The sequence below is a fragment of the Citrobacter sp. Cpo012 genome (assembly GCF_030333015.1).
Classification (GTDB): Bacteria; Pseudomonadota; Gammaproteobacteria; order Enterobacterales; family Enterobacteriaceae; genus Citrobacter; species Citrobacter portucalensis.
The window spans coordinates 16,566-36,262 of the sequence record NZ_JAOWGR010000034.1; the positions used below are offsets into that span (position 1 = coordinate 16,566).

General features: G+C 53.1%; 14 protein-coding genes. 7 read left to right on the plus strand and 7 right to left on the minus strand.

Features of this window, described 5'->3' with window-relative positions; all coding sequences use genetic code 11:
- Positions 1–23: 23 nt before the first annotated feature.
- The 3 genes from ptsP to gldA are packed head-to-tail and all read left to right on the plus strand — an operon-like array spanning position 24 to position 4,319.
- Positions 24–2,525, plus strand: coding sequence for a phosphoenolpyruvate--protein phosphotransferase (gene ptsP / locus OGX90_RS05695; protein WP_234691965.1), 2,502 nt, complete (start codon positions 24–26; stop codon positions 2,523–2,525).
- Positions 2,526–2,540: 15 nt separating this feature from the next.
- Positions 2,541–3,203: a fructose-6-phosphate aldolase gene (gene fsa, locus OGX90_RS05700; protein WP_020996106.1), complete on the plus strand. Its 663-nt coding sequence runs from the start codon at positions 2,541–2,543 to the stop codon at positions 3,201–3,203.
- Positions 3,204–3,215: 12 nt separating this feature from the next.
- Positions 3,216–4,319, plus strand: a complete 1,104-nt coding sequence (gene gldA, locus OGX90_RS05705) for a bifunctional L-1,2-propanediol dehydrogenase/glycerol dehydrogenase (RefSeq protein WP_003825158.1) — start codon at positions 3,216–3,218, stop codon at positions 4,317–4,319.
- Between the two features lie 86 nt (positions 4,320–4,405).
- On the opposite strand, the gene katG is transcribed toward gldA, so the two are convergent.
- From katG to metB, 4 genes are all read right to left on the minus strand, one after another.
- Entirely contained in the window at positions 4,406–6,586 is a 2,181-nt protein-coding gene (katG, locus tag OGX90_RS05710; protein WP_234691948.1) for a catalase/peroxidase HPI, read from the minus strand.
- A gap of 168 nt (positions 6,587–6,754) precedes the next feature.
- Positions 6,755–7,642, minus strand: a complete 888-nt coding sequence (gene metF / locus OGX90_RS05715) for a methylenetetrahydrofolate reductase (RefSeq protein ID WP_003825161.1) — start codon at positions 7,640–7,642, stop codon at positions 6,755–6,757.
- A 374-nt stretch (positions 7,643–8,016) separates the two neighbouring features.
- Positions 8,017–10,449 carry a bifunctional aspartate kinase/homoserine dehydrogenase II gene (gene metL / locus OGX90_RS05720; protein WP_008787044.1) on the minus strand — a complete coding sequence of 811 codons (2,433 nt, stop codon included), beginning with the start codon at positions 10,447–10,449 and terminating at the stop codon, positions 8,017–8,019.
- 2 nt (positions 10,450–10,451) lie between these two features.
- Positions 10,452–11,612: a cystathionine gamma-synthase gene (metB, locus tag OGX90_RS05725; RefSeq protein WP_003028818.1), complete on the minus strand. Its 1,161-nt coding sequence runs from the start codon at positions 11,610–11,612 to the stop codon at positions 10,452–10,454.
- A 265-nt stretch (positions 11,613–11,877) separates the two neighbouring features.
- Between metB and metJ the strand changes: the two genes are divergently transcribed.
- Positions 11,878–12,195, plus strand: coding sequence for a met regulon transcriptional regulator MetJ (metJ, locus tag OGX90_RS05730; protein WP_003825168.1), 318 nt, complete (start codon positions 11,878–11,880; stop codon positions 12,193–12,195).
- Between the two features lie 58 nt (positions 12,196–12,253).
- Here the strand turns inward: metJ and OGX90_RS05735 are convergent, their stop codons facing one another.
- The 3 genes from OGX90_RS05735 to rpmE all read right to left on the minus strand — a co-directional run bounded on the left by OGX90_RS05735 (position 12,254) and on the right by rpmE (position 14,988).
- On the minus strand, positions 12,254–13,678 hold the full coding sequence (locus OGX90_RS05735; protein ID WP_032945626.1) for an MFS transporter: 1,425 nt from the start codon (positions 13,676–13,678) through the stop codon (positions 12,254–12,256).
- A 78-nt stretch (positions 13,679–13,756) separates the two neighbouring features.
- On the minus strand, positions 13,757–14,437 hold the full coding sequence (locus OGX90_RS05740) for an oligogalacturonate-specific porin KdgM family protein (protein WP_003825173.1): 681 nt from the start codon (positions 14,435–14,437) through the stop codon (positions 13,757–13,759).
- A gap of 338 nt (positions 14,438–14,775) precedes the next feature.
- A complete protein-coding gene (gene rpmE / locus OGX90_RS05745; RefSeq protein ID WP_008787040.1) occupies positions 14,776–14,988 on the minus strand; it encodes a 50S ribosomal protein L31 in 213 nt (70 codons plus the stop codon).
- Between the two features lie 257 nt (positions 14,989–15,245).
- On the opposite strand from rpmE, the gene priA reads away from it, so the two are divergent.
- From priA to ftsN, 3 genes are all read left to right on the plus strand, one after another.
- Positions 15,246–17,444, plus strand: a complete 2,199-nt coding sequence (gene priA, locus OGX90_RS05750) for a primosomal protein N' (RefSeq protein ID WP_048215183.1) — start codon at positions 15,246–15,248, stop codon at positions 17,442–17,444.
- A 156-nt stretch (positions 17,445–17,600) separates the two neighbouring features.
- Positions 17,601–18,626, plus strand: a complete 1,026-nt coding sequence (cytR, locus tag OGX90_RS05755; RefSeq protein WP_003825179.1) for a DNA-binding transcriptional regulator CytR — start codon at positions 17,601–17,603, stop codon at positions 18,624–18,626.
- A gap of 93 nt (positions 18,627–18,719) precedes the next feature.
- Positions 18,720–19,694: a cell division protein FtsN gene (gene ftsN / locus OGX90_RS05760; RefSeq protein ID WP_008787037.1), complete on the plus strand. Its 975-nt coding sequence runs from the start codon at positions 18,720–18,722 to the stop codon at positions 19,692–19,694.
- The last annotated feature ends 3 nt before the right edge of the window (positions 19,695–19,697 follow it).

Genomic DNA, 19,697 nt, shown 5'->3' on the forward strand with positions numbered 1-19,697 from the left:
AAATCGTTATGGGAGATGAGGCTATGGCCCTGATTGTGGAATTTACCTGTGAGCTACCCAATGGCGTACATGCACGCCCGGCAAGCCACATAGAAACGCAGTGCAACACCTTTACCTCACACATTGAGTGGCACAACCTGCGTACCGAACGTAAGGGCAACGCTAAGAGCGCACTATCGTTGATTGGCACCGATACTCTGGCGGGTGATAGCTGCCAGTTGCTGATTTCCGGTACAGATGAACAGGCAGCCCACCTGCATCTGAGCCAATGGTTACGAAATGAATTTCCGCACTGCGATGCACCGCTAGCGGAAGCCAAAAACAACGAGCTGGAGCCACTTCCGGCATCACTCACCCATTTAAATCCACAGCTTTTCCGCGCTCGCACCGTCTGCAACGGCAGCGCAGGGGGCGTTCTGAGTCTGCTTTCTTCGCTGGATCTTAACGCGCTCAGTAACCTTCCATCCGCTCAAGATATTGAAACCGAGCAAGCGGCACTGGATAACGGTTTAACGCTGTTGATGAAAAATATTGAGTTTCGATTACTCGACAGCGACGGCGCTACCAGTGCGATTCTGGAAGCACACCGCTCGCTGGCAAGCGACCTCTCACTGCGCCAGCACCTGCTAGCTGGCGTATCACGCGGGTTAAGCTGCGCCCAGGCGGTTGTCGAAAGTGCCGGACATTTTTGTGATGAATTCGCCCGTTCAAGCAGCAGTTATTTACAGGAGCGTACACTGGATGTACGCGATGTTTGCTTCCAGCTTCTGCAGCAAATTTATGGGGAACAGCGCTTCCCTGCACCGGGAAAACTGACCCAGCCTACGGTTTGCATGGCGGATGAGCTAACACCGAGCCAGTTCCTCGAACTGGACAAAACATTGCTGAAAGGCTTGCTGTTAAAAAGCGGTGGTACTACGTCACACACGGTGATTCTCGCCCGGTCATTCAACATCCCTACGCTGGTTGGCGTAGATATTGAATCTTTGATGCCATGGCTACAGCAAACGGTTTATATCGATGGTAACGCAGGAGCAGTCGTCGTTGCCCCTGATGAATCCATCGTACGTTATTATCAGCAAGAAGCCCGTATCCAGGATGCCATTCGGGAACAGCAACGTATCTGGCTGACCCAGGAGGCACGCACGGCTGATGGCATCCGTATGGAAGTCGCCGCCAACATCGCCCACTCCGTGGAAGCACAAGCAGCCTTTAGTAACGGTGCGGAAGCGGTTGGCCTGTTCCGTACGGAAATGCTGTATATGGACCGTACCTGCGCCCCGGATGAGAACGAACTATACAACATTTTCTGCCAGGCGCTGGAACCCGCAAAGGGACGCAGCATTATTGTACGCACCATGGATATCGGCGGTGATAAACCCGTTGATTATCTGAATATTCCTGCTGAGACCAACCCATTTCTCGGTTATCGCGCGGTGCGTATTTATGAAGAATATGCCACGTTGTTTACTACGCAACTGCGATCGATCCTGCGCGCCTCAGCGCACGGTAGCCTGAAAATCATGATCCCAATGATCTCCTCGATGGAAGAGATCCTGTGGGTCAAAGAGAAACTGGCAGAAGCCAAGCAGCAACTGCGAAGTGAACACATTCCGTTTGATGAGAAGATCCAGCTCGGTATTATGCTGGAGGTTCCGTCTGTGATGTTCATCATTGACCAATGCTGTGAAGAGATTGATTTCTTTAGTATTGGCAGCAATGACCTGACGCAATACCTGCTGGCGGTCGACCGTGACAACGCCAAAGTTACCCGCCACTACAACAGCCTGAATCCGGCCTTCCTGCGCGCGCTGGATTACGCCGTGCAGGCAGTACATCGGCAGGGGAAATGGATTGGCCTGTGTGGCGAACTGGGTGCCAAAGGTTCGGTGCTGCCATTGCTGGTGGGACTGGGTCTGGACGAAATCAGTATGAGCGCTCCCTCCATTCCCGCCGCCAAAGCGCGGATGGCGCAACTCGACAGCCGTGCCTGCCGTCAATTGCTGAATCAAGCGATGGCTTGTCGAACCTCGCTGGAGGTCGAACATCTGTTGGCTCAGTTCCGCATGACCCAACAGGATACGCCTCTGGTTACCGCCGAATGCATCACACTGGACAGCAACTGGCGCAGTAAAGAAGAGGTCATCAAAGGGATGACCGACAACCTCCTGCTGGCAGGCCGTTGCCGCTATCCACGTAAACTGGAAGCAGACCTGTGGGCACGCGAAGCCGTCTTCTCTACCGGATTAGGTTTTAGCTTCGCCATTCCACACAGCAAATCCGAACATATTGAGCAGTCCACCATCAGCGTAGCGCGCCTGCAAGCGCCGGTACGTTGGGGTGATGATGATGCACAGTTCATTATTATGCTGACGCTCAACAAACATGCCGCTGGCGATCAGCATATGCGTATTTTCTCGCGTCTGGCGCGCCGCATTATGCATGAAGAATTCCGTAACGCGCTGGTTAGCGCCGCCTCAGCCGACGCTATCGCCAGCCTGTTGCAACATGAACTTGAACTTTAAAGAGGATGTTTTTGTATGGAACTTTACCTTGATACCGCCAACGTCGCGGAAGTTGAACGTCTGGCACGCATCTTCCCTATCGCGGGTGTTACCACCAACCCAAGCATTGTGGCGGCAAGCAAAGAATCTATCTGGGATGTACTGCCGCGCCTGCAAAATGCCATCGGCGAAGAGGGTATTTTGTTTGCCCAAACCATGAGCCGCGAGGCGCAGGGCATGGTGGAAGAAGCCAAACGCCTGAGCAATGCAGTGCCCGGTCTGGTAGTGAAAATCCCGGTGACATCCGAAGGTCTGGCCGCGATTAAGATGCTGAAAAAAGAGGGTATCACCACGCTGGGAACCGCCGTTTACAGTGCTTCTCAGGGGCTACTGGCTGCGCTGGCAGGAGCTAAATATATCGCGCCTTACGTTAACCGTATCGACGCACAGGGCGGCGATGGGATTCGCACAGTACAAGAACTGCAAACGTTACTGGAGCTGCATGCGCCAAACAGCATGGTACTGGCAGCCAGCTTTAAAACCCCGCGTCAGGCGCTGGATTGCTTACTGGCAGGATGTGAAGCTATCACCCTGCCATTAGACGTAGCGCAACAAATGCTCAATACCCCTGCGGTAGAGTCAGCAATAGAGAAGTTTGAGCAGGACTGGAACAACGCATTTGGTCACATCAACCTGTGAGGGAAATAAAGTATGGATCGCATTATTCAATCACCTGGTAAGTACATCCAGGGTGCCGATGTTATTACCCGTCTTGGCAGCTACCTCAAACCACTGGCAGAACGCTGGCTGGTCGTTGGGGACAAGTTTGTCTTAGGCTTTGCCCAGGGCGCACTGGAAAAAAGCTTCCAGGATGCCGGACTGGCGCTGGAAATTGCACCGTTTGGCGGCGAATGTTCACAAAACGAAATCGACCGTCTGCGCGGCGTAGCGGAAAAAGCGCAGTGTGGCGCAGTACTTGGTATTGGCGGCGGTAAAACGCTGGATACCGCCAAAGCGCTGGCGCACTTTATGGGCGTGCCTGTCGCCATTGCCCCAACCATCGCCTCTACCGATGCGCCGTGCAGCGCGCTGTCCGTCATTTACACCGATGCCGGTGAATTCGATCGCTATCTGCTGCTGCCCAACAACCCGGACAGGGTCATTGTGGATACCAAAATTGTCGCGGGCGCACCGGCGCGTCTGTTAGCTGCGGGTATTGGCGATGCGCTGGCAACCTGGTTCGAAGCGCGTGCCTGTTCACGCAGCGGCGCAACCACCATGGCGGGCGGTCAGTGTACTCAGGCGGCGCTGGCGCTGGCAGAGCTGTGCTTTAATACGCTAATCGAAGAAGGTGAAAAAGCGATGCTGGCAGCAGAGCAGCACGTGGTTACACCAGCACTGGAACGTGTTATTGAAGCCAACACCTATCTGAGTGGCGTCGGTTTTGAAAGCGGTGGTCTGGCAGCGGCTCACGCCATTCATAACGGTCTGACCGCAATCCCGGATGCGCATCATTACTACCACGGCGAGAAAGTGGCGTTTGGTACGCTGACGCAGCTGGTGCTGGAAAACGCGCCAGTTGATGAAATTGAAACCGTTGCCGCGCTGTGCCATTCCGTTGGCCTGCCGATTACCCTGGCGCAACTGGACATCAAACAGGATATCCCGGCGAAAATGCGCATTGTGGCTGAGGCCGCCTGTGCCGAAGGCGAAACCATCCACAACATGCCTGGCGGCGCGACGCCGGACCAGGTGTATGCCGCCCTGCTGGTGGCTGACCAGTACGGTCAACGTTACCTGCAAGAGTGGGAATAACCTGCCAATAGAAAATCCCCGCAATCGCGGGGATTTTTTTATTCATACTATGCCGGATACGCACAAGCGACATCCGGCATTATCTGTTACAGCAGATCGAAACGATCCAGGTTCATCACTTTCACCCATGCGGCAACGAAATCTCTCACGAACTTCTCGTGAGCATCGCTGCAGGCATAAACTTCAGCCACTGCGCGCAGTACGGAGTTAGAACCGAACACCAGATCGGCGCGGGTTGCCGTGTATTTTACTTCGCCGCTCAGACGGTCACGACCTTCAAACAGCTCTTTTGACTCATCAACCGCCTTCCACTCATGGCGCATATCCAGCAGATTGACGAAGAAGTCAGTGCTGAGCACGCCAGGACGATCGGTAAAGACGCCATGCTGGCTGCCGTCGAAGTTGGTGCCCAGTACGCGCATACCGCCCACCAGCACGGTCATTTCCGGTGCGGTCAGCGTCAGCTGCTGTGCTTTATCAATCAGCAGCGACTCGGTGGTCGATACGTCAGGACGAGCGCGGTAGTTACGGAAACCATCGGCAATCGGCTCAAGCAGTTCAAACATCTCAATATCCGTTTGGTCCTGACGCGCATCCACGCGGCCCGGCGCAAAAGGTACTTTAATGCTGACACCCGCAGCGCTAGCCGCCTGCTCTATACCGACAACACCGGCCAGCACGATAATATCGGCTAACGAAGCGGTATGGGCTGACTTATAAATGCCTTCCAGCACAGGCAGTACGCGTGCCGCGGTAGCATTCACATCCCAGCCACGCTGTGGGTCCAGCGCCAGACGCGCACCGTTAGCGCCGCCACGTTTATCCCCACCGCGGAACGTTGATGCCGAAGCCCACGCCACTGACACCAGCTCGCCCACGGACAACCCGGAAGCAGCAATGGTCGCCTTCAGTTTCAGGATATCTTCTTCGCTTGGGTTAAAGAACGCATGCGGCAGCGGGTCTTGCCAAATCAGATCTTCTTTTGGCACTTCCGGTCCGATGTAACGTGCTTTTGGCCCCATATCACGGTGCGTCAGCTTAAACCATGCGCGGGCAAATGCTTCGTTGAAGGCCTGCGGATCGTTCAGGAAACGACGGGAGATCTTCTCGAACTCCGGATCGAAACGCAGCGTCAGGTCGGTAACCAACATTGTTGGCTTACGTTTTTTCGACGGATCGAACGGATCGGGGATAATTTCCGGTGCGTCAACCGCTTCAAATTGAATCGCACCTGCCGGACTGCGGGTTTGTACCCATTCATATTTGAACAGGTTCTCGAAGAAATAGTTGCTCCATTGGGTCGGCGTCTGCGTCCAGACCACTTCCAGACCGGAAGTAATTGCGTCTGCACCCGCGCCGCTGCCGTAGCTGCTGGCCCAGCCCAGGCCCTGCGCTTCAATTGGTGCGGATTCTGGATCGGCGCCTACGTGCGAAGCCGGTGCTGCACCGTGAGTTTTACCCAACGTATGACCGCCGCCAATCAGCGCTACGGTTTCTTCGTCGTTCATACCCATGTTACCGAAGGTCGCGCGAATAGCCGCGGCCGCAGAGAGCGGTTCGCCGCTATGGTCCGGCCCTTCCGGGTTCACATAGATAAGGCCCATTTCGGTTGCGCCCAGCGGCGCTTTTGCCAGTTCTTCCGGATGACGGTGGGTCAGCCAGGCTTTTTCATCACCCCAGTTTACGTCGAGATCCGGTTCCCAGACGTCTTCACGACCGGCACCAAAGCCGAAGGTACGGAAGCCTGAGTTTTCCAGCGCCACGTTACCCGCAAGGATAAACAGGTCGGCCCAGGAAATTTTCTGGCCATATTTCTGCTTGATTGGCCACAGCAGACGACGCGCTTTATCCAGGCTGACGTTGTCCGGCCAGGAGTTCAGTGGTGCAAAACGCTGCTGTCCGCGACCCGCGCCACCGCGTCCATCGACGGAGCGATAGGTCCCTGCACCGTGCCATGCCATGCGGATAAATAATCCGGCATAGGTTCCCCAGTCAGCGGGCCACCACGGTTGAGATTCGGACAGAAGGGCTCTGAGATCCCCTTTCAGGGCTGAATAGTCGAGTTTGCTAAACTCTTTTCGGTAGTCGAAGTCCTCACCCAGCGGGTTAGAACGGTTGGAATGTTGGTTTAAAAGATCTACACGGAGTTGATTGGGCCACCAGTCGCGGTTGTTCGTTCCTGCTCCCGCACTCTGATCGTGACCGCCCTGATGAAAAGGACACTTACCGGCAGTTGATGCGTTCTGGCTATCGTCGGACATGCTCATCTATATGCTCCCTTTACAGTGTTCTGACTACGATATACACCACCAGAGATAAGATATAGTCGAAAAAACCCACAGATTCGATAGCTAATTCCTTTTATATTTAAAGTTACAGAGATGTAGATCAAAATGATCAATAAAAAGCCCTCCGTAGAGGGCTGGGGCATCTGTTTAATTCGGTCTTACACCCAGTGTGTGACAAATAGCGTAGCTCATCTCGGCACGGTTAAGGGTATAGAAGTGAAAATCTTTCACCCCTTCGCGACTGAGGATTTTCACCATGTCCATAGCGATGTTTGCACCTACCAGCTTGCGGGTTTCCGCATCATCATCCAGACCATCAAACATGGTCGACATCCAGGAAGGGATACGAACATTGGTCATATCGGCAAATTTTTTCGCCTGTTTAAAGTTGGAGACTGGCAGGATACCCGGAATAATTTCCACATCGATTCCCGCAGACACGCAGCGATCGCGAAAGCGCAGATAGCTTTCCACATCGAAGAAAAACTGAGTAATGGCGCGGTTTGCACCGGCATCAACCTTACGCTTCAGGTTCAGCAAATCGGCCTGAGCGCTCTTCGCTTCTGGGTGTACTTCCGGGTAAGCCGCAACGGAGATATCAAAGTCCGCAACGTCTTTCAGCAGAGTCACCAGGTCAGAGGCATACATATCCGGTTTACCGCTTCCCGGCGGCAAGTCACCGCGCAGAGCAACAATATGACGAATACCGTTATTCCAGTAGTCCTGAGCAATGGTGCGCAGCTCATCGCGGGTTGCATCAATACAGGTCAGGTGCGGAGCTGCTTCAAGACCAGTGCGATCCTTAATGCCTTTAATAATGCTGTGCGTACGGTCGCGCTCACCAGAGTTTGCACCATAGGTGACTGAAACAAACTTCGGCTTCAGGCTGCTCAGGCGATCGATGGAGTTCCACAGGGTTTGCTCCATTTCACTGGTGCGCGGCGGGAAAAACTCAAACGAAACGTTAATCTGACCCTGTACTTCCGCCAGGCTCTGATTCAGGGCTTCCCGCTGGTTGGCGTGAAAAAAGCTCATACCTTACCTCATCAATCTTTTGTCGTTATATGTTGTGTTGTGAACTGCTATACGTTTAGACGTCTAGATGTAAAAATGACGGAAAAGCATGCTGGCGTCAACACAAAAATCATCGTTAAAGGTGAGGAATACTCAGCCAACGTGAAAAAAATTCACATCAGCCTGAAATGATGGGGAATTGTGGCATGACCGTCTGCCAGCCGTTAACGAGAGCGGTGACAGACTCGCCTCTGGCCAGAGCGCGGGTAAGACGCAATACGGGTAGGTTTAACGCAGGATGAGAGCGTTGAAGTGATTATGCAGATGGCTGTTGACGTATTTTATCCGGCCTGGGTCACAAACGAACCGTCGGCCGGATCATCCGGCAACAAAAACTACAGCAGCTGCGCCAGACGGTTGATGTCTGACTGAATAGCGCCGGCGGTAACGTCACGACCTGCGCCCGGTCCACGGATTACCAGCGGGTTATCGCGATACCAGCGGCTTTCAATGGCGAATACGTTATCGCACGGCAACAGCGCCGCCAGCGGGTGTTCAGGACGAACCGCCTCAACACCAACGCGCGCTTTACCGTTAGCATCAAAACGCGCCACATAGCGCAGCACCAGCCCCATTTCACGCGCCGCTTCCAGACGCTGCACCATCTGCTCGTTCAGCTCATCACCATTCTCAAAGAAATGGTCAATAGAGCCTTCTTCACAATGCGCAGGCACCAGCGATTCCACGCGAACCTGGTCCGGTTCGATGTCGTAACCTGCTTCACGCGCCAGAATCACCAGCTTACGCATCACATCTTTGCCGGAAAGATCTACGCGCGGATCGGGTTCAGTCAGCCCCTGTTGCCACGCCTGATCCACCAGATCGGTGAACGGGACCGTGCCATCAAATTGCAGGAACAACCACGACAACGTACCGGAGAAGATCCCGCTGATCGACAGAATGGTATCTCCACTATCAATCAGATCGCGCACGGTATGATTGATCGGCAAACCTGCTCCCACGGTGGCGTTATACAGCCAGTGGCGGCCGGTTTTTTCAAAAGCGTCATGAATTTGGCGATAATTATGACTGCTACTCGCCCCCGCCAGTTTGTTGGCGCTGATGACGTGGAAACCATGGCTGGCAAAATCCAGATACTGATCCGCAAGTTGCTCGCTGGCAGTAACGTCCAGCACCACTAAATCATCATACGGGTGAGCACGCATCCACAGGAATAGAGACTCTTCATCCTGCTCTACTGCCTCGTCATCAAAGAAAGCTAACGCGCGGCTGGCATCCAGCCCTTCGTAATTCAGCAGGCTACGACGGCTATCAACCACACCCGCCAGCACAAACTCTAATCCGGTGCGCGCCGAGAGCGTGCTCTGCTCGCGAGCGAACAGCTCCAGCCAGCGCGAACCAATGTTGCCTTTGCCGAACAACACCAGACCAATGCGTTTTTCCGCGCGGAAAATTGACTGATGCAGGCCCTGAATCAGGCTCTCTGTTGGCCCAGTACGCAGTACCGCGACCAGGCTGATACCCTCTTCCGATTGCCAGGTGAATTCAACCGGCTGACCTTTCAACTGTTGCCAAAAACGGTGGCAATGCAGCGGATTACGGGTGACGCCCGCCCCGACCATCGCCACCAGCGCCAGCCCCTGGCGCAAACGCAGCTCGCCCGGCAGACCAGCTTCATCCAGAATTTTCAGTGCGCCGTCAGCGACTTCGGAGGTATAGCAAAATTGCAGCAGTTGGCGGTCAGGATGCACACCCACTGCCAGCGGACGCACCTGGGTACGTTTTAAAACCTGATCAATCTCTTTATAAGCCAGCTTAAAGTCCTGGCCAGTCGGAACCAAAAACTCAATCAGGCAGACGTCATCATGACTGGTCACAATACGCGCCCCGGTACCGGAGGCCAGTACGCGTTCAATGCGCGTTGAACCCTGCTCCGGCGTATAGCTACAACGCAGTTGGAGATCGATATCGCTACCGGAAACCGGCTGTAAGGTACGGGCATGGAGAACCGGCGCCGCCAGACGCGCCAGTTCGCTGGCTTCATCCAGACGCAGCAGCGGCAGCAAACAGGCGTCTTTTACTTTACGCGGGTCCGCGCTGTAAACCCCGGCGACATCGCTCCAGATAGTTACGCGAGAAACGCCCGCCAGCGCGCCAACCTGCGTCGCCGAGTAGTCGGAGCCGTTACGCCCCAGCAGGACCGTTTCACCGGCATTGCTGCGGCTAATAAAGCCGGTAACCACCAGCCGTTTACCCGGATGCTGTGCCAGCAGTTGCTGTAGCAGCGGGTAAGAAAGACCTTCATCTACCTGCGGCTGGGCACCGCGTTCAGCACGTAAAAAATCGCGCGCATCCAGCCAGGCTGACTCCAGCCCCTGTTGGTTAAGGACCGCAGACATCAAACGCGCGGACCATACCTCACCATGCCCAACAACCTCAGCATAGACGGCATCGTTCACGCCGCTGTCGAGTAATCCGGCCAGACGCTCCAGATCGTGAATAAACGCGCCAATCAGTCCATCCGCTATCTCAGGCGGTAACAAACCGCTGATAAGCTCGCTCTGATAGCGACGTAACGCCTGTTGAACCTGATGCGCAGAAAGGCGATCGGTCTGGCTTAATTTCAGCCAGCTAATCAACTGGTTAGTGGTACTGCCTGCGGCTGAAACAACCATCATGTCATCAGGCTGCGAGTACTCCGCCATAATGCCTGCGACACGCAGATAACATTTCACATCAGCCAGACTACTACCACCAAATTTGTGCAGTTGACGACCCTTCGCCCCTGCCTGCGCAATCACACTCATGTTTACCCCTTGTTTGCAGCCCGGAAGCCATTTTCCAGGTCGGCAATTAAATCTTCGCCATCTTCAATACCGGTGGAGATACGCAGCAGCGTTTCGGAAATTCCGGCAGCAGCACGCGCTTCTGGCGCCATGCCCGCGTGTGTCATGGTTGCGGCGTGGGAGATCAGACTTTCAACGCCCCCTAACGATTCCGCCAGCGTAAACAATGACAACCCTCCGAGGAAGCGGCGCAGCGTTTGCTCATCACCATCCAGTTCAAAACTTAACATCGCGCCAAAGCCTTTTTGCTGACGCGCGGCAATCTCATGGCCCTGATTATCCGGCAATGACGGGTGATACAATTTTTTCACCAGCGGCTGAGTTTGCAGATAATCGACTATCGCCTGAGCATTACGTTGCGCCACCTCCATTCGAGGAGACAGAGTACGCAGGCCGCGCAACAGCAGATAACTATCAAACGCGCCGCCGGTCACACCAATATTATTCGCCCACCATGCCAGTTCAGTGACCGTTTCCGGATCTTTCGCTATCACAACACCAGCCACCACATCTGAGTGACCGTTTAAATATTTCGTGCATGAATGCAACACCAGATCGGCGCCCAATGCCAGTGGATTTTGCAGTGCCGGGCTTAAAAAAGTGTTGTCGACCACGCTGACCGCGCCAGCTTCACGCGCCAGCTGGCAGATTTTCGCAATATCCACCACGCGCAGCAGCGGGTTGCTTGGGCTTTCTACCAGCACCAGCTTCGGTTTTTCCGCCAATGCGGCCTGTAATGCCTGCTCATCTCCTTGATCGACAAACAGGACCCGGTAACAGCCACGCTTTGCCAGACTGTCAAACAGTCGGTAGCTCCCGCCGTAGCAGTCATGCGGTGCGACCAGCAGATCGCCTGGCTTGAGAAAGACCGTGGTCACCAAATGAATCGCCGACATGCCAGTATTGGTCAGCACAGCACCTGCACCGCCTTCCAGTTCCGCCAGCGCACGCTGAACAACATCGCGCGTTGGGTTGCCGCGACGCGAATAGTCATGGGCGCGAGGTTCATTAAATCCGGTAAAGTTATAGGTGCTGGAGAGGTGAATCGGCGGGACAACGCAACCGTACTGTTCGTCGTCATTTAACCCGCTACGCACTGCGATGGTGGCCTGTTTACGCGTCATATTGAGGAGATCCTGGCTGAGTCGGTGAAAAGTCAGACACCAGAGTAATCATAGTTACGATAGCCGTCAATACATCTGGACATCTAAACTTCTTTGCGTATAGATTGAGCAAACTGGAAATAGCCGTTAAAATTATATGCATTAGCGTACATCTGCGTCGGCTTACTTCGTGTCAGGGCCACGCCACTACGATAAACTACGCGCAATTATGGTCCGGGCTCAGGTTCTGGCCTCAATATTAATGACGAAGAGGATTAGGTATCTCATGGCTGAATGGAGCGGCGAATATATCAGCCCATACGCTGAGCACGGTAAGAAGAGTGAGCAAGTCAAAAAAATTACGGTTTCCATTCCTCTGAAGGTGTTAAAAATCCTTACCGATGAACGCACGCGTCGTCAGGTGAACAACCTGCGCCACGCCACCAACAGCGAACTGCTGTGTGAAGCGTTTCTGCATGCTTTTACTGGGCAACCCTTACCCAACGATGACGACCTGCGTAAAGAACGCAGTGATGAAATCCCGGAAGAAGCAAAGGTAATCATGCGTGAACTGGGTATCAACCCGGAAACGTGGGAATACTGATAGTTAGAACGGCAATGGGCATGTAGAGGCGGGAATGCTCCCGCCTTTTCTCACAGTATTACTTACTAATACCATTGAGTTTATTCAATGTTTCTTCCATTTTGAGCGTTTCCGTACGGTTCAATGGATAGAAATAAATCAGAATGACCGCCGCCAAAAACAGGCATAGCGCCGGCAAGAGATTCGCCATCGTATAAATATTTTCCTGCACAATGCTGGTTTGCACTGCACCACCTGTTGACGATGATTGATAGCCAATGATAGCCAACATAAAGCCACCAATCGCTCCTGCGCATGCCTGACCAACCTTGCGCGCAAAGAAGTTCACACCATAAACCGTGCCATCCTCGCGATCGCCAGTGACATACTGATGGTAGTCACAAACATCAGTCATAAACGCCCAAATCATCAGGTTGAATAACCCTGCACCCAGCGTCGCCAGGAACAAGAAAACCAGATAGACCTTTGCATCCGTAATGTGGACAAAGTACATAATCACATACATGACCACGGCAAAAAGCAACGCGCCTACGCTGGCTTCTTTTTTACCAAACCGCTTCGTGAGCCAGGATGCCGATGGCGCCAGCAAAACCAGGGAACCAAAGGTAAACAGCAACGCGACTGACATCGCCTCTTTATTGTGGAAATAGTCATTAAACAGGTAAGTCATGTTGGTACCGGACAACCCCTGATTAATTACAATCAGCAAATCCACAACCACTAAAACAATCAGCGCCTTATTGCGTGCCAGTCCCTTCAGCAACACCGAAACGGGCATGCTCTCTTTTCTCTCCACGCGCACGCGCTCCGTCGTTAAATGACAGGTCAAGGATAAAAAGATCAAGCCCAGCACTGCGCAACCAATGGAAATCCAGAAGAAGTGTTGCCCGGAAATCACCTGGCTTCCATCCACCAGGGTGGTGTACATCAGGATTGGAATGAAAAAGCCAGTTGCCCCACCGCCAATTGCTGACCCAACGCTACGCCAGGTTGAAAGCGATACACGATCTTCAGGATTCGAGCTAATCGCCGCAGACATAGCACCGTACGGAATACTCACGGTCGATAACAGCGAACCGTAAATGAAATAGGAGCAGCAGATGTAGATGATTTTCGCCGTATAAGAAAAATCATTCACAAACGGCAGGAACAGGACAACCGCAATGATGCAAAATGGATACTTCATACGACGCACCCACGGGTTGAAACGTCCATGTACCGTCAGTTTAGAGGTATCGCATAAGCGCCCTACACCAACATCAACGAACGCATCAAAGAGTTTGGTCACAAAATAGAGTGAGCCAACAATAACGCCGGAAATACCGAGGACGTTAGTGTAATAAATCATTAAAAAACTATTAACTAAGCCAAGAATAAAACAGGTTCCGAGATCACCACATAAATAACCAATTTTATCTCTAATTCCGAAAGGCCTGACGGCAGTGGTTTCATTATTTCCGATAATAGTTCCATCATTAGACATGATGTCAACTCCTTAGACATATTATTCACACAAACTATGCTTATCGACGTAATCAGCCGATACGAAAACTATTACCGATTAAAAGTTATAACCAAGGCCGACACGATAACGGGTCTGACGATCGTCTGTCGTTGTTGTGTTATAACCCGAGGAAACATTGCCAACCTCAACAAATGGAACCCAGGAGCCTAATTTGTACGCCACGCGGAAGTTATATTCATAATCATCTTTCCGGTTGTTATATAAATCTTCGCTATCGGCAATTTTATAAATACCATTTAGCTCAAACATCCAGTCATTGACGTTATAACCAAGCCAGGCTTCCGGACGATAGACCATGCGGTCATCTTTGCCGTCAGTGTTTCTGCGCATGTACTCCTGACGATAGCGGAACGCGGTCCACCAGTTGTCGTTGATGTTGTACTGTACGCGGATATAAGGCTTATAAATCGCGATATTATCGCCCGTTTCGATTGCAATGCCGGGCTGCCAGACAAGACCCTGCCAGGTGAACTGATAGCTTGCGGTATACTCGTTGCCGTTACTTTCCATATTATTCCACGCATCATTTGACTGCGTGTTTTCGGAACGAGAAATGGCTTCTACTGCCACACCAAAACCCGTGGCAAAACGGTGAGACATATACACACGATCGTAATTACGTCCATCGTCATAATATTCATGTCGGTAATCAACATAACCCGCCTGTGCGGCCGCAGAGAATAATGGAATCAGTAATAACGCAGATTTAAATTTCATGACAATCCCTCTTCACACTCAACAACGGAAATAATCCATCTCGTTTGTCCATAAAATGGGAAAACAAAAAGGCTTTTAGATTAATTTTATATTTCCACGAAAGTGTATTTTAGAAAGAAAGCAGAAACCTTTGGTATTTTGCCAGGAACTGCTAAATATGGCAAAAGACAGAAGATAAAAAGGACTCAGATCACCAGTTGCAATATTTTATCGAGAAAATAAAACACCGTTTTATTTATTGAATAAAATAGATTATTCAATACATCAATATATATTTCAGTTCTGAAGCGCAGAAACAAAAAAAGCGCCATAAGGCGCTTTTTTCTGACAGCTGAAACTTACTTGCTGCCTGGGATGCTGAAACGCTTGTTGAAGCGATCAACACGGCCACCGGTAGCAACATCACGCTGCTTGCCAGTATAGAACGGGTGGCACTGACCGCACACGTCCAGGTTCAGATCGTGACCGACGGTAGAGCGGATTTTCATGACGTTACCGCAAGAGCAGTTTGCAGTAATTTCTTCGTATTTCGGGTGAATATCTTTTTTCATGGGAAAACCTCGGTTTAAGGCCGCGTCGCTCTTCCAGCCCTAACGCCAGACACCACGCGATGTTAATTATTCCCCGTCACCTTTCACGCTGCATCAACAGCCTGAAACTCTCGGGTAATGGTCATTGTTTGACGCAATCAATTTGCATCAAAGGCGGCGAATCATACAGAAATTAACCTGCTCATGCAAACTGATCCGCATTCTACCCTCCACTAATGTGTATACTAACCCGCCAGATTTCAAGTCAGGATGATTCAATGCCCGTTGCGCACGTTGCCTTACCTGTTCCGCTACCTCGCACCTTTGACTACCTCCTGCCGGAAGGCTTGAGTGCCAAAGCCGGGTGTCGTGTACGCGTGCCCTTTGGCAAGCAGCAGGAGCGCGTGGGTATCGTCCTTTCCGTCAGCGAGCACAGTGAACTGCCGCGGAGCGAATTGAAAGCCGTTCTCGAAGTGCTGGACAGCGAACCGGTCTACTCGACCTCTGTCTGGCGTCTGCTGTTGTGGGCGGCTGATTATTATCATCATCCCATCGGTGACGTACTGTTTCACGCTCTGCCAATTTTACTGCGCCAGGGACGCCCGGCGACAAACGCGCCCATGTGGTACTGGTTTGCCACTGAAGAAGGCCAGGTAATTGACCTCAACAGCCTGAAGCGTTCTCCCAAGCAGCAACAGGCGCTGGCTGCGCTACGCCAGGGGAAAATCTGGCGCGACCAGGTGGCTGAACTGGAATTTAATGATGCCGCATTACAGGCACTGCGGAAAAAAGGGCTGTGCGATCTGGCGAGCGAAACACCAGGCTTTAGCGACTGGCGTACGCACTACGCGGTTTCCGGTGAGCGTCTGCGGCTGAACACCGAGCAGGCCACCGCCGTCGGGGCGATTCACAGCGCCTCAGACAGTTTTAGCGCATGGCTATTAGCGGGCGTAACGGGATCAGGCAAAACAGAGGTCTATCTCAGCGTTCTGGAAAACGTCCTTGCCCAGGGCAAGCAGGCGCTGGTGATGGTGCCGGAGATTGGCCTGACGCCGCAAACTATTGCCCGTTTTCGCGAACGTTTTAATGCGCCGGTCGAAGTCCTGCACTCCGGTTTAAACGACAGTGAACGTCTTTCAGCCTGGCTGAAAGCAAAAAATGGCGAGGCGGCGATTGTTATCGGCACGCGTTCTTCGCTATTTACGCCGTTTAAAAATCTCGGCGTGATTGTCATCGACGAAGAACACGACAGCTCTTATAAACAGCAGGAAGGCTGGCGCTATCATGCGCGCGACCTCGCGGTTTACCGCGCCCATAGTGAGCAGATCCCGATTATTCTCGGCTCAGCCACCCCGGCACTGGAAACGCTGTGTAACGTGCGGCAGAACAAATATCGCATGCTACGCCTGACGCGCCGCGCCGGAAATGCGCGCCCAGCCACTCAGCACGTGCTGGATCTCAAAGGTCAGCAGGTGCAGGCCGGACTCGCCCCTGCGCTGATCGCCCGTATGCGTCAGCACCTGCAGGCGGATAACCAGGTGATCCTGTTTTTGAACCGTCGTGGTTTTGCGCCTGCGCTGCTGTGCCACGACTGTGGTTGGATTGCCGAATGTCCGCGTTGCGATCATTACTACACGCTACATCAGGCGCAGCACCACCTGCGTTGCCACCACTGCGACAGCCAGCGCCCAATACCACGTCAGTGCCCTTCCTGCGGCTCGACGCATATGGTTCCGGTAGGGCTCGGCACCGAACAGCTTGAACAGGCGCTGGCACCTTTTTTCCCCGGCGTGCCAATTTCACGCATCGATCGCGACACCACCAGCCGTAAAGGGTCTCTGGAGCAGCATCTGGCAGAAGTGCATCGCGGCGGCGCACGAATTCTTATAGGCACGCAAATGCTGGCCAAAGGCCACCACTTCCCGGACGTCACTCTGGTGGCGCTGCTGGACGTTGACGGCGCGCTATTCTCCGCAGATTTCCGGTCAGCAGAACGCTTCGCCCAGCTCTATACGCAGGTCTCTGGCCGTGCCGGACGCGCCGGGAAGCAAGGCGAAGTGGTGCTGCAAACGCACCATCCTGAACATCCGCTGCTGCAAACCTTGCTGTATAAAGGCTATGACGCGTTTGCCGAACAGGCGCTGGCCGAGCGACAAACGCTCCAGCTTCCACCGTGGACCAGCCATGTGATCGTGCGGGCAGAAGACCATAACAACCAGCATGCACCAATGTTCTTGCAGCAGCTACGGAATCTCATTCAAGCCAGCCCGTTGGCCGATGACAAACTCTGGGTGCTCGGCCCGGTTCCCGCACTGGCGCCCAAACGCGGTGGTCGTTATCGTTGGCAAATATTGTTGCAACATCCATCACGAATTCGTCTGCAACATATCGTCAGCGGCACGCTGGCACTGATCAATACGCTACCCGATGCACGCAAGGTTAAATGGGTGCTGGATGTCGATCCCATCGAGGGATAACCCCTCACGATGCGAGGCGGATCGTAAAATTAAAGATCCATCACACTTTTTATGAAAATTCTGTAACCGCTTCCATTCACTATCTGATAAAAATGTTTCAGATGAAGGTTATCCAGGGACGAGTCTGTGCCAGCAGCTCTCTGGCGAGGAGAAAGAGTGAAACCGAATAAGCAGGTTGCCGCAGCTACGATGAAAGATGTTGCTCTGAAGGCGAAAGTCTCAACGGCAACCGTATCCCGCGCATTAATGAACCCGGACAAAGTCTCACAGTCAACCCGTAACAAGGTTGAGCAGGCAGCGCTGGAAGTGGGATATCTACCCCAATCAATGGGACGTAACGTTAAGCGTAATGAGTCACGTACCATTCTGGTGATTGTGCCGGATATCTGCGATCCGTTTTTTAGCGAAGTGATTCGTGGCATCGAAGTGACTGCCGCAGAACAGGGATACCTGGTGCTTATTGGCGACTGCGCGCACCAGAATCAGCAGGAAAAGACGTTTCTTAACCTCATTATCACCAAGCAGATCGATGGCATGGTACTGCTCAGCTCGCGCCTGCCGTTTGATGCCAGCGTGGAAGAACAGCGCAATTTACCGCCGATGGTCATGTCGAACGAGTTCGCGCCAGAGCTGGAACTCCCTACCGTGCACATTGATAACCTCACCGCCGCCTTTAACGCGATGAATTATCTGCTGGAACTGGGGCATAAACGCATTGGTTGTATCGCCGGCCCCGAAGATATGCCGCTGTGCCATTACCGTCTGCAAGGCTACGTTCAGGCATTACGCCGCAGCGGAATTACGGTCGATCCGCATTTCATCGCGCGCGGTGACTTTACCTATGAAGCGGGAGCCAATGCGTTGAAGCAGCTCCTTGAACTACCGCAGCCGCCGACCGCTGTCTTTTGTCACAGCGACGTCATGGCGCTGGGTGCACTCTCTTACGCCAAACGTCAGGGTCTGAAAGTCCCTGATGATTTATCCATTATTGGCTTTGATAACATTTCGCTCACGGAATTTTGTGATCCACCCCTGACAACCGTCGCACAGCCGCGTTTCGATATCGGACGTGAAGCTATGCTGTTACTGCTCGATCAATTACAAGGGCAGAGCGTCAGCAGTGGCTCACGTTTACTGGACTGCGAGCTTATTATTCGGGGTACTACCCGGGCACTGACGTAAAGTAAAGTGCTTTCGGACTCCCCTGTCTGGTCAAAGGCCCGCCGCTTAAGTAACATGGCGGGCTGACGAACGAATAAATACAGCGAAACGATAGTGGCACAACGAGATTATGTACGTCGCGGCCAACCGGCACCTTCGCGGCGCAAGAAGAGCACATCACGGAAAAAACAACGCAATACGCCTGCGGTATCGCCCGCAATGGTTGCTATTGCTGCAGCCGTACTCGTGACCTTTATCGGTGGTCTGTACTTCATTACGCATCACAAGAAAGAAGAGTCCGAAACGCTGCAAAACCAGAAAGTCACCGGTAATGGCATTCCGCCAAAACCGGAAGAGCGCTGGCGATACATCAAAGAGCTGGAAAGCCGTCAGCCTGGCGTACGTGCGCCTACCGAACCGTCTGCGGGCGGCGAGGTGCTGAATGCCGATCAGCTAACCAATGAGCAGCGCCAGCTATTGGCGCAAATGCAGGCTGATATGCGTCAACAGCCGACGCAGCTCAACGAAGTACCGTGGAACGAGCAAACGCCTGAACAACGCCAGCAAACGCTGCAGCGTCAGCGTCAGGTGCAACAGCAGCAGTGGAATAACGCACAGCAGCAGGCTCAGCAGCCGCGTCCACGGGCAACAGAACAGCCGTATCAGCAGCAGCAAACGCGTACAGCACAAGCCGCGCCGGTACAGCAGCCGAAACCGCAGCCAAAACCGGCGGCGCAACAGCCGTATCAGGATCTGCTGCAAACGCCAGCGCATACCACCGCTGCTCAGCCAAAACCGCAGCCGGCCGCGCCAATAACGAATGAAACGCAGCCGCCAAAACAGACTGCTGAGAAAAAAGATGAACGCCGCTGGATGGTTCAGTGCGGATCATTTAAAGGCGCTGAGCAGGCAGAAACTGTGCGTGCGCAGCTGGCCTTTGAAGGCTTTAACTCCCGTATTACCACCAATAACGGCTGGAATCGTGTGGTCATTGGTCCGGTCAAGGGCAAAGAGAATGCCGACAACACCATCAGCCGCCTGAAGGTTGCTGGTCACACAAACTGCATTCGACTCGCCACTGGGGGTTGAAAC

Excerpts from the sequence above, each read along its gene's own strand:
- OGX90_RS05735 (WP_032945626.1), bottom strand. The coding sequence starts at position 13,678 with ATGTCTAATGATGGAACTATTATCGGAAATAATGAAACCACTGCCGTC.
- metJ (WP_003825168.1), top strand. The coding sequence starts at position 11,878 with ATGGCTGAATGGAGCGGCGAATATATCAGCCCATACGCTGAGCACGGT.
- ptsP (WP_234691965.1), top strand. The coding sequence starts at position 24 with ATGGCCCTGATTGTGGAATTTACCTGTGAGCTACCCAATGGCGTACAT.
- OGX90_RS05740 (WP_003825173.1), bottom strand. The coding sequence starts at position 14,437 with ATGAAATTTAAATCTGCGTTATTACTGATTCCATTATTCTCTGCGGCC.
- metF (WP_003825161.1), bottom strand. The coding sequence starts at position 7,642 with ATGAGCTTTTTTCACGCCAACCAGCGGGAAGCCCTGAATCAGAGCCTG.
- rpmE (WP_008787040.1), bottom strand. The coding sequence starts at position 14,988 with ATGAAAAAAGATATTCACCCGAAATACGAAGAAATTACTGCAAACTGC.
- metB (WP_003028818.1), bottom strand. The coding sequence starts at position 11,612 with ATGACGCGTAAACAGGCCACCATCGCAGTGCGTAGCGGGTTAAATGAC.
- metL (WP_008787044.1), bottom strand. The coding sequence starts at position 10,449 with ATGAGTGTGATTGCGCAGGCAGGGGCGAAGGGTCGTCAACTGCACAAA.
- gldA (WP_003825158.1), top strand. The coding sequence starts at position 3,216 with ATGGATCGCATTATTCAATCACCTGGTAAGTACATCCAGGGTGCCGAT.
- fsa (WP_020996106.1), top strand. The coding sequence starts at position 2,541 with ATGGAACTTTACCTTGATACCGCCAACGTCGCGGAAGTTGAACGTCTG.
- katG (WP_234691948.1), bottom strand. The coding sequence starts at position 6,586 with ATGAGCATGTCCGACGATAGCCAGAACGCATCAACTGCCGGTAAGTGT.
- priA (WP_048215183.1), top strand. The coding sequence starts at position 15,246 with ATGCCCGTTGCGCACGTTGCCTTACCTGTTCCGCTACCTCGCACCTTT.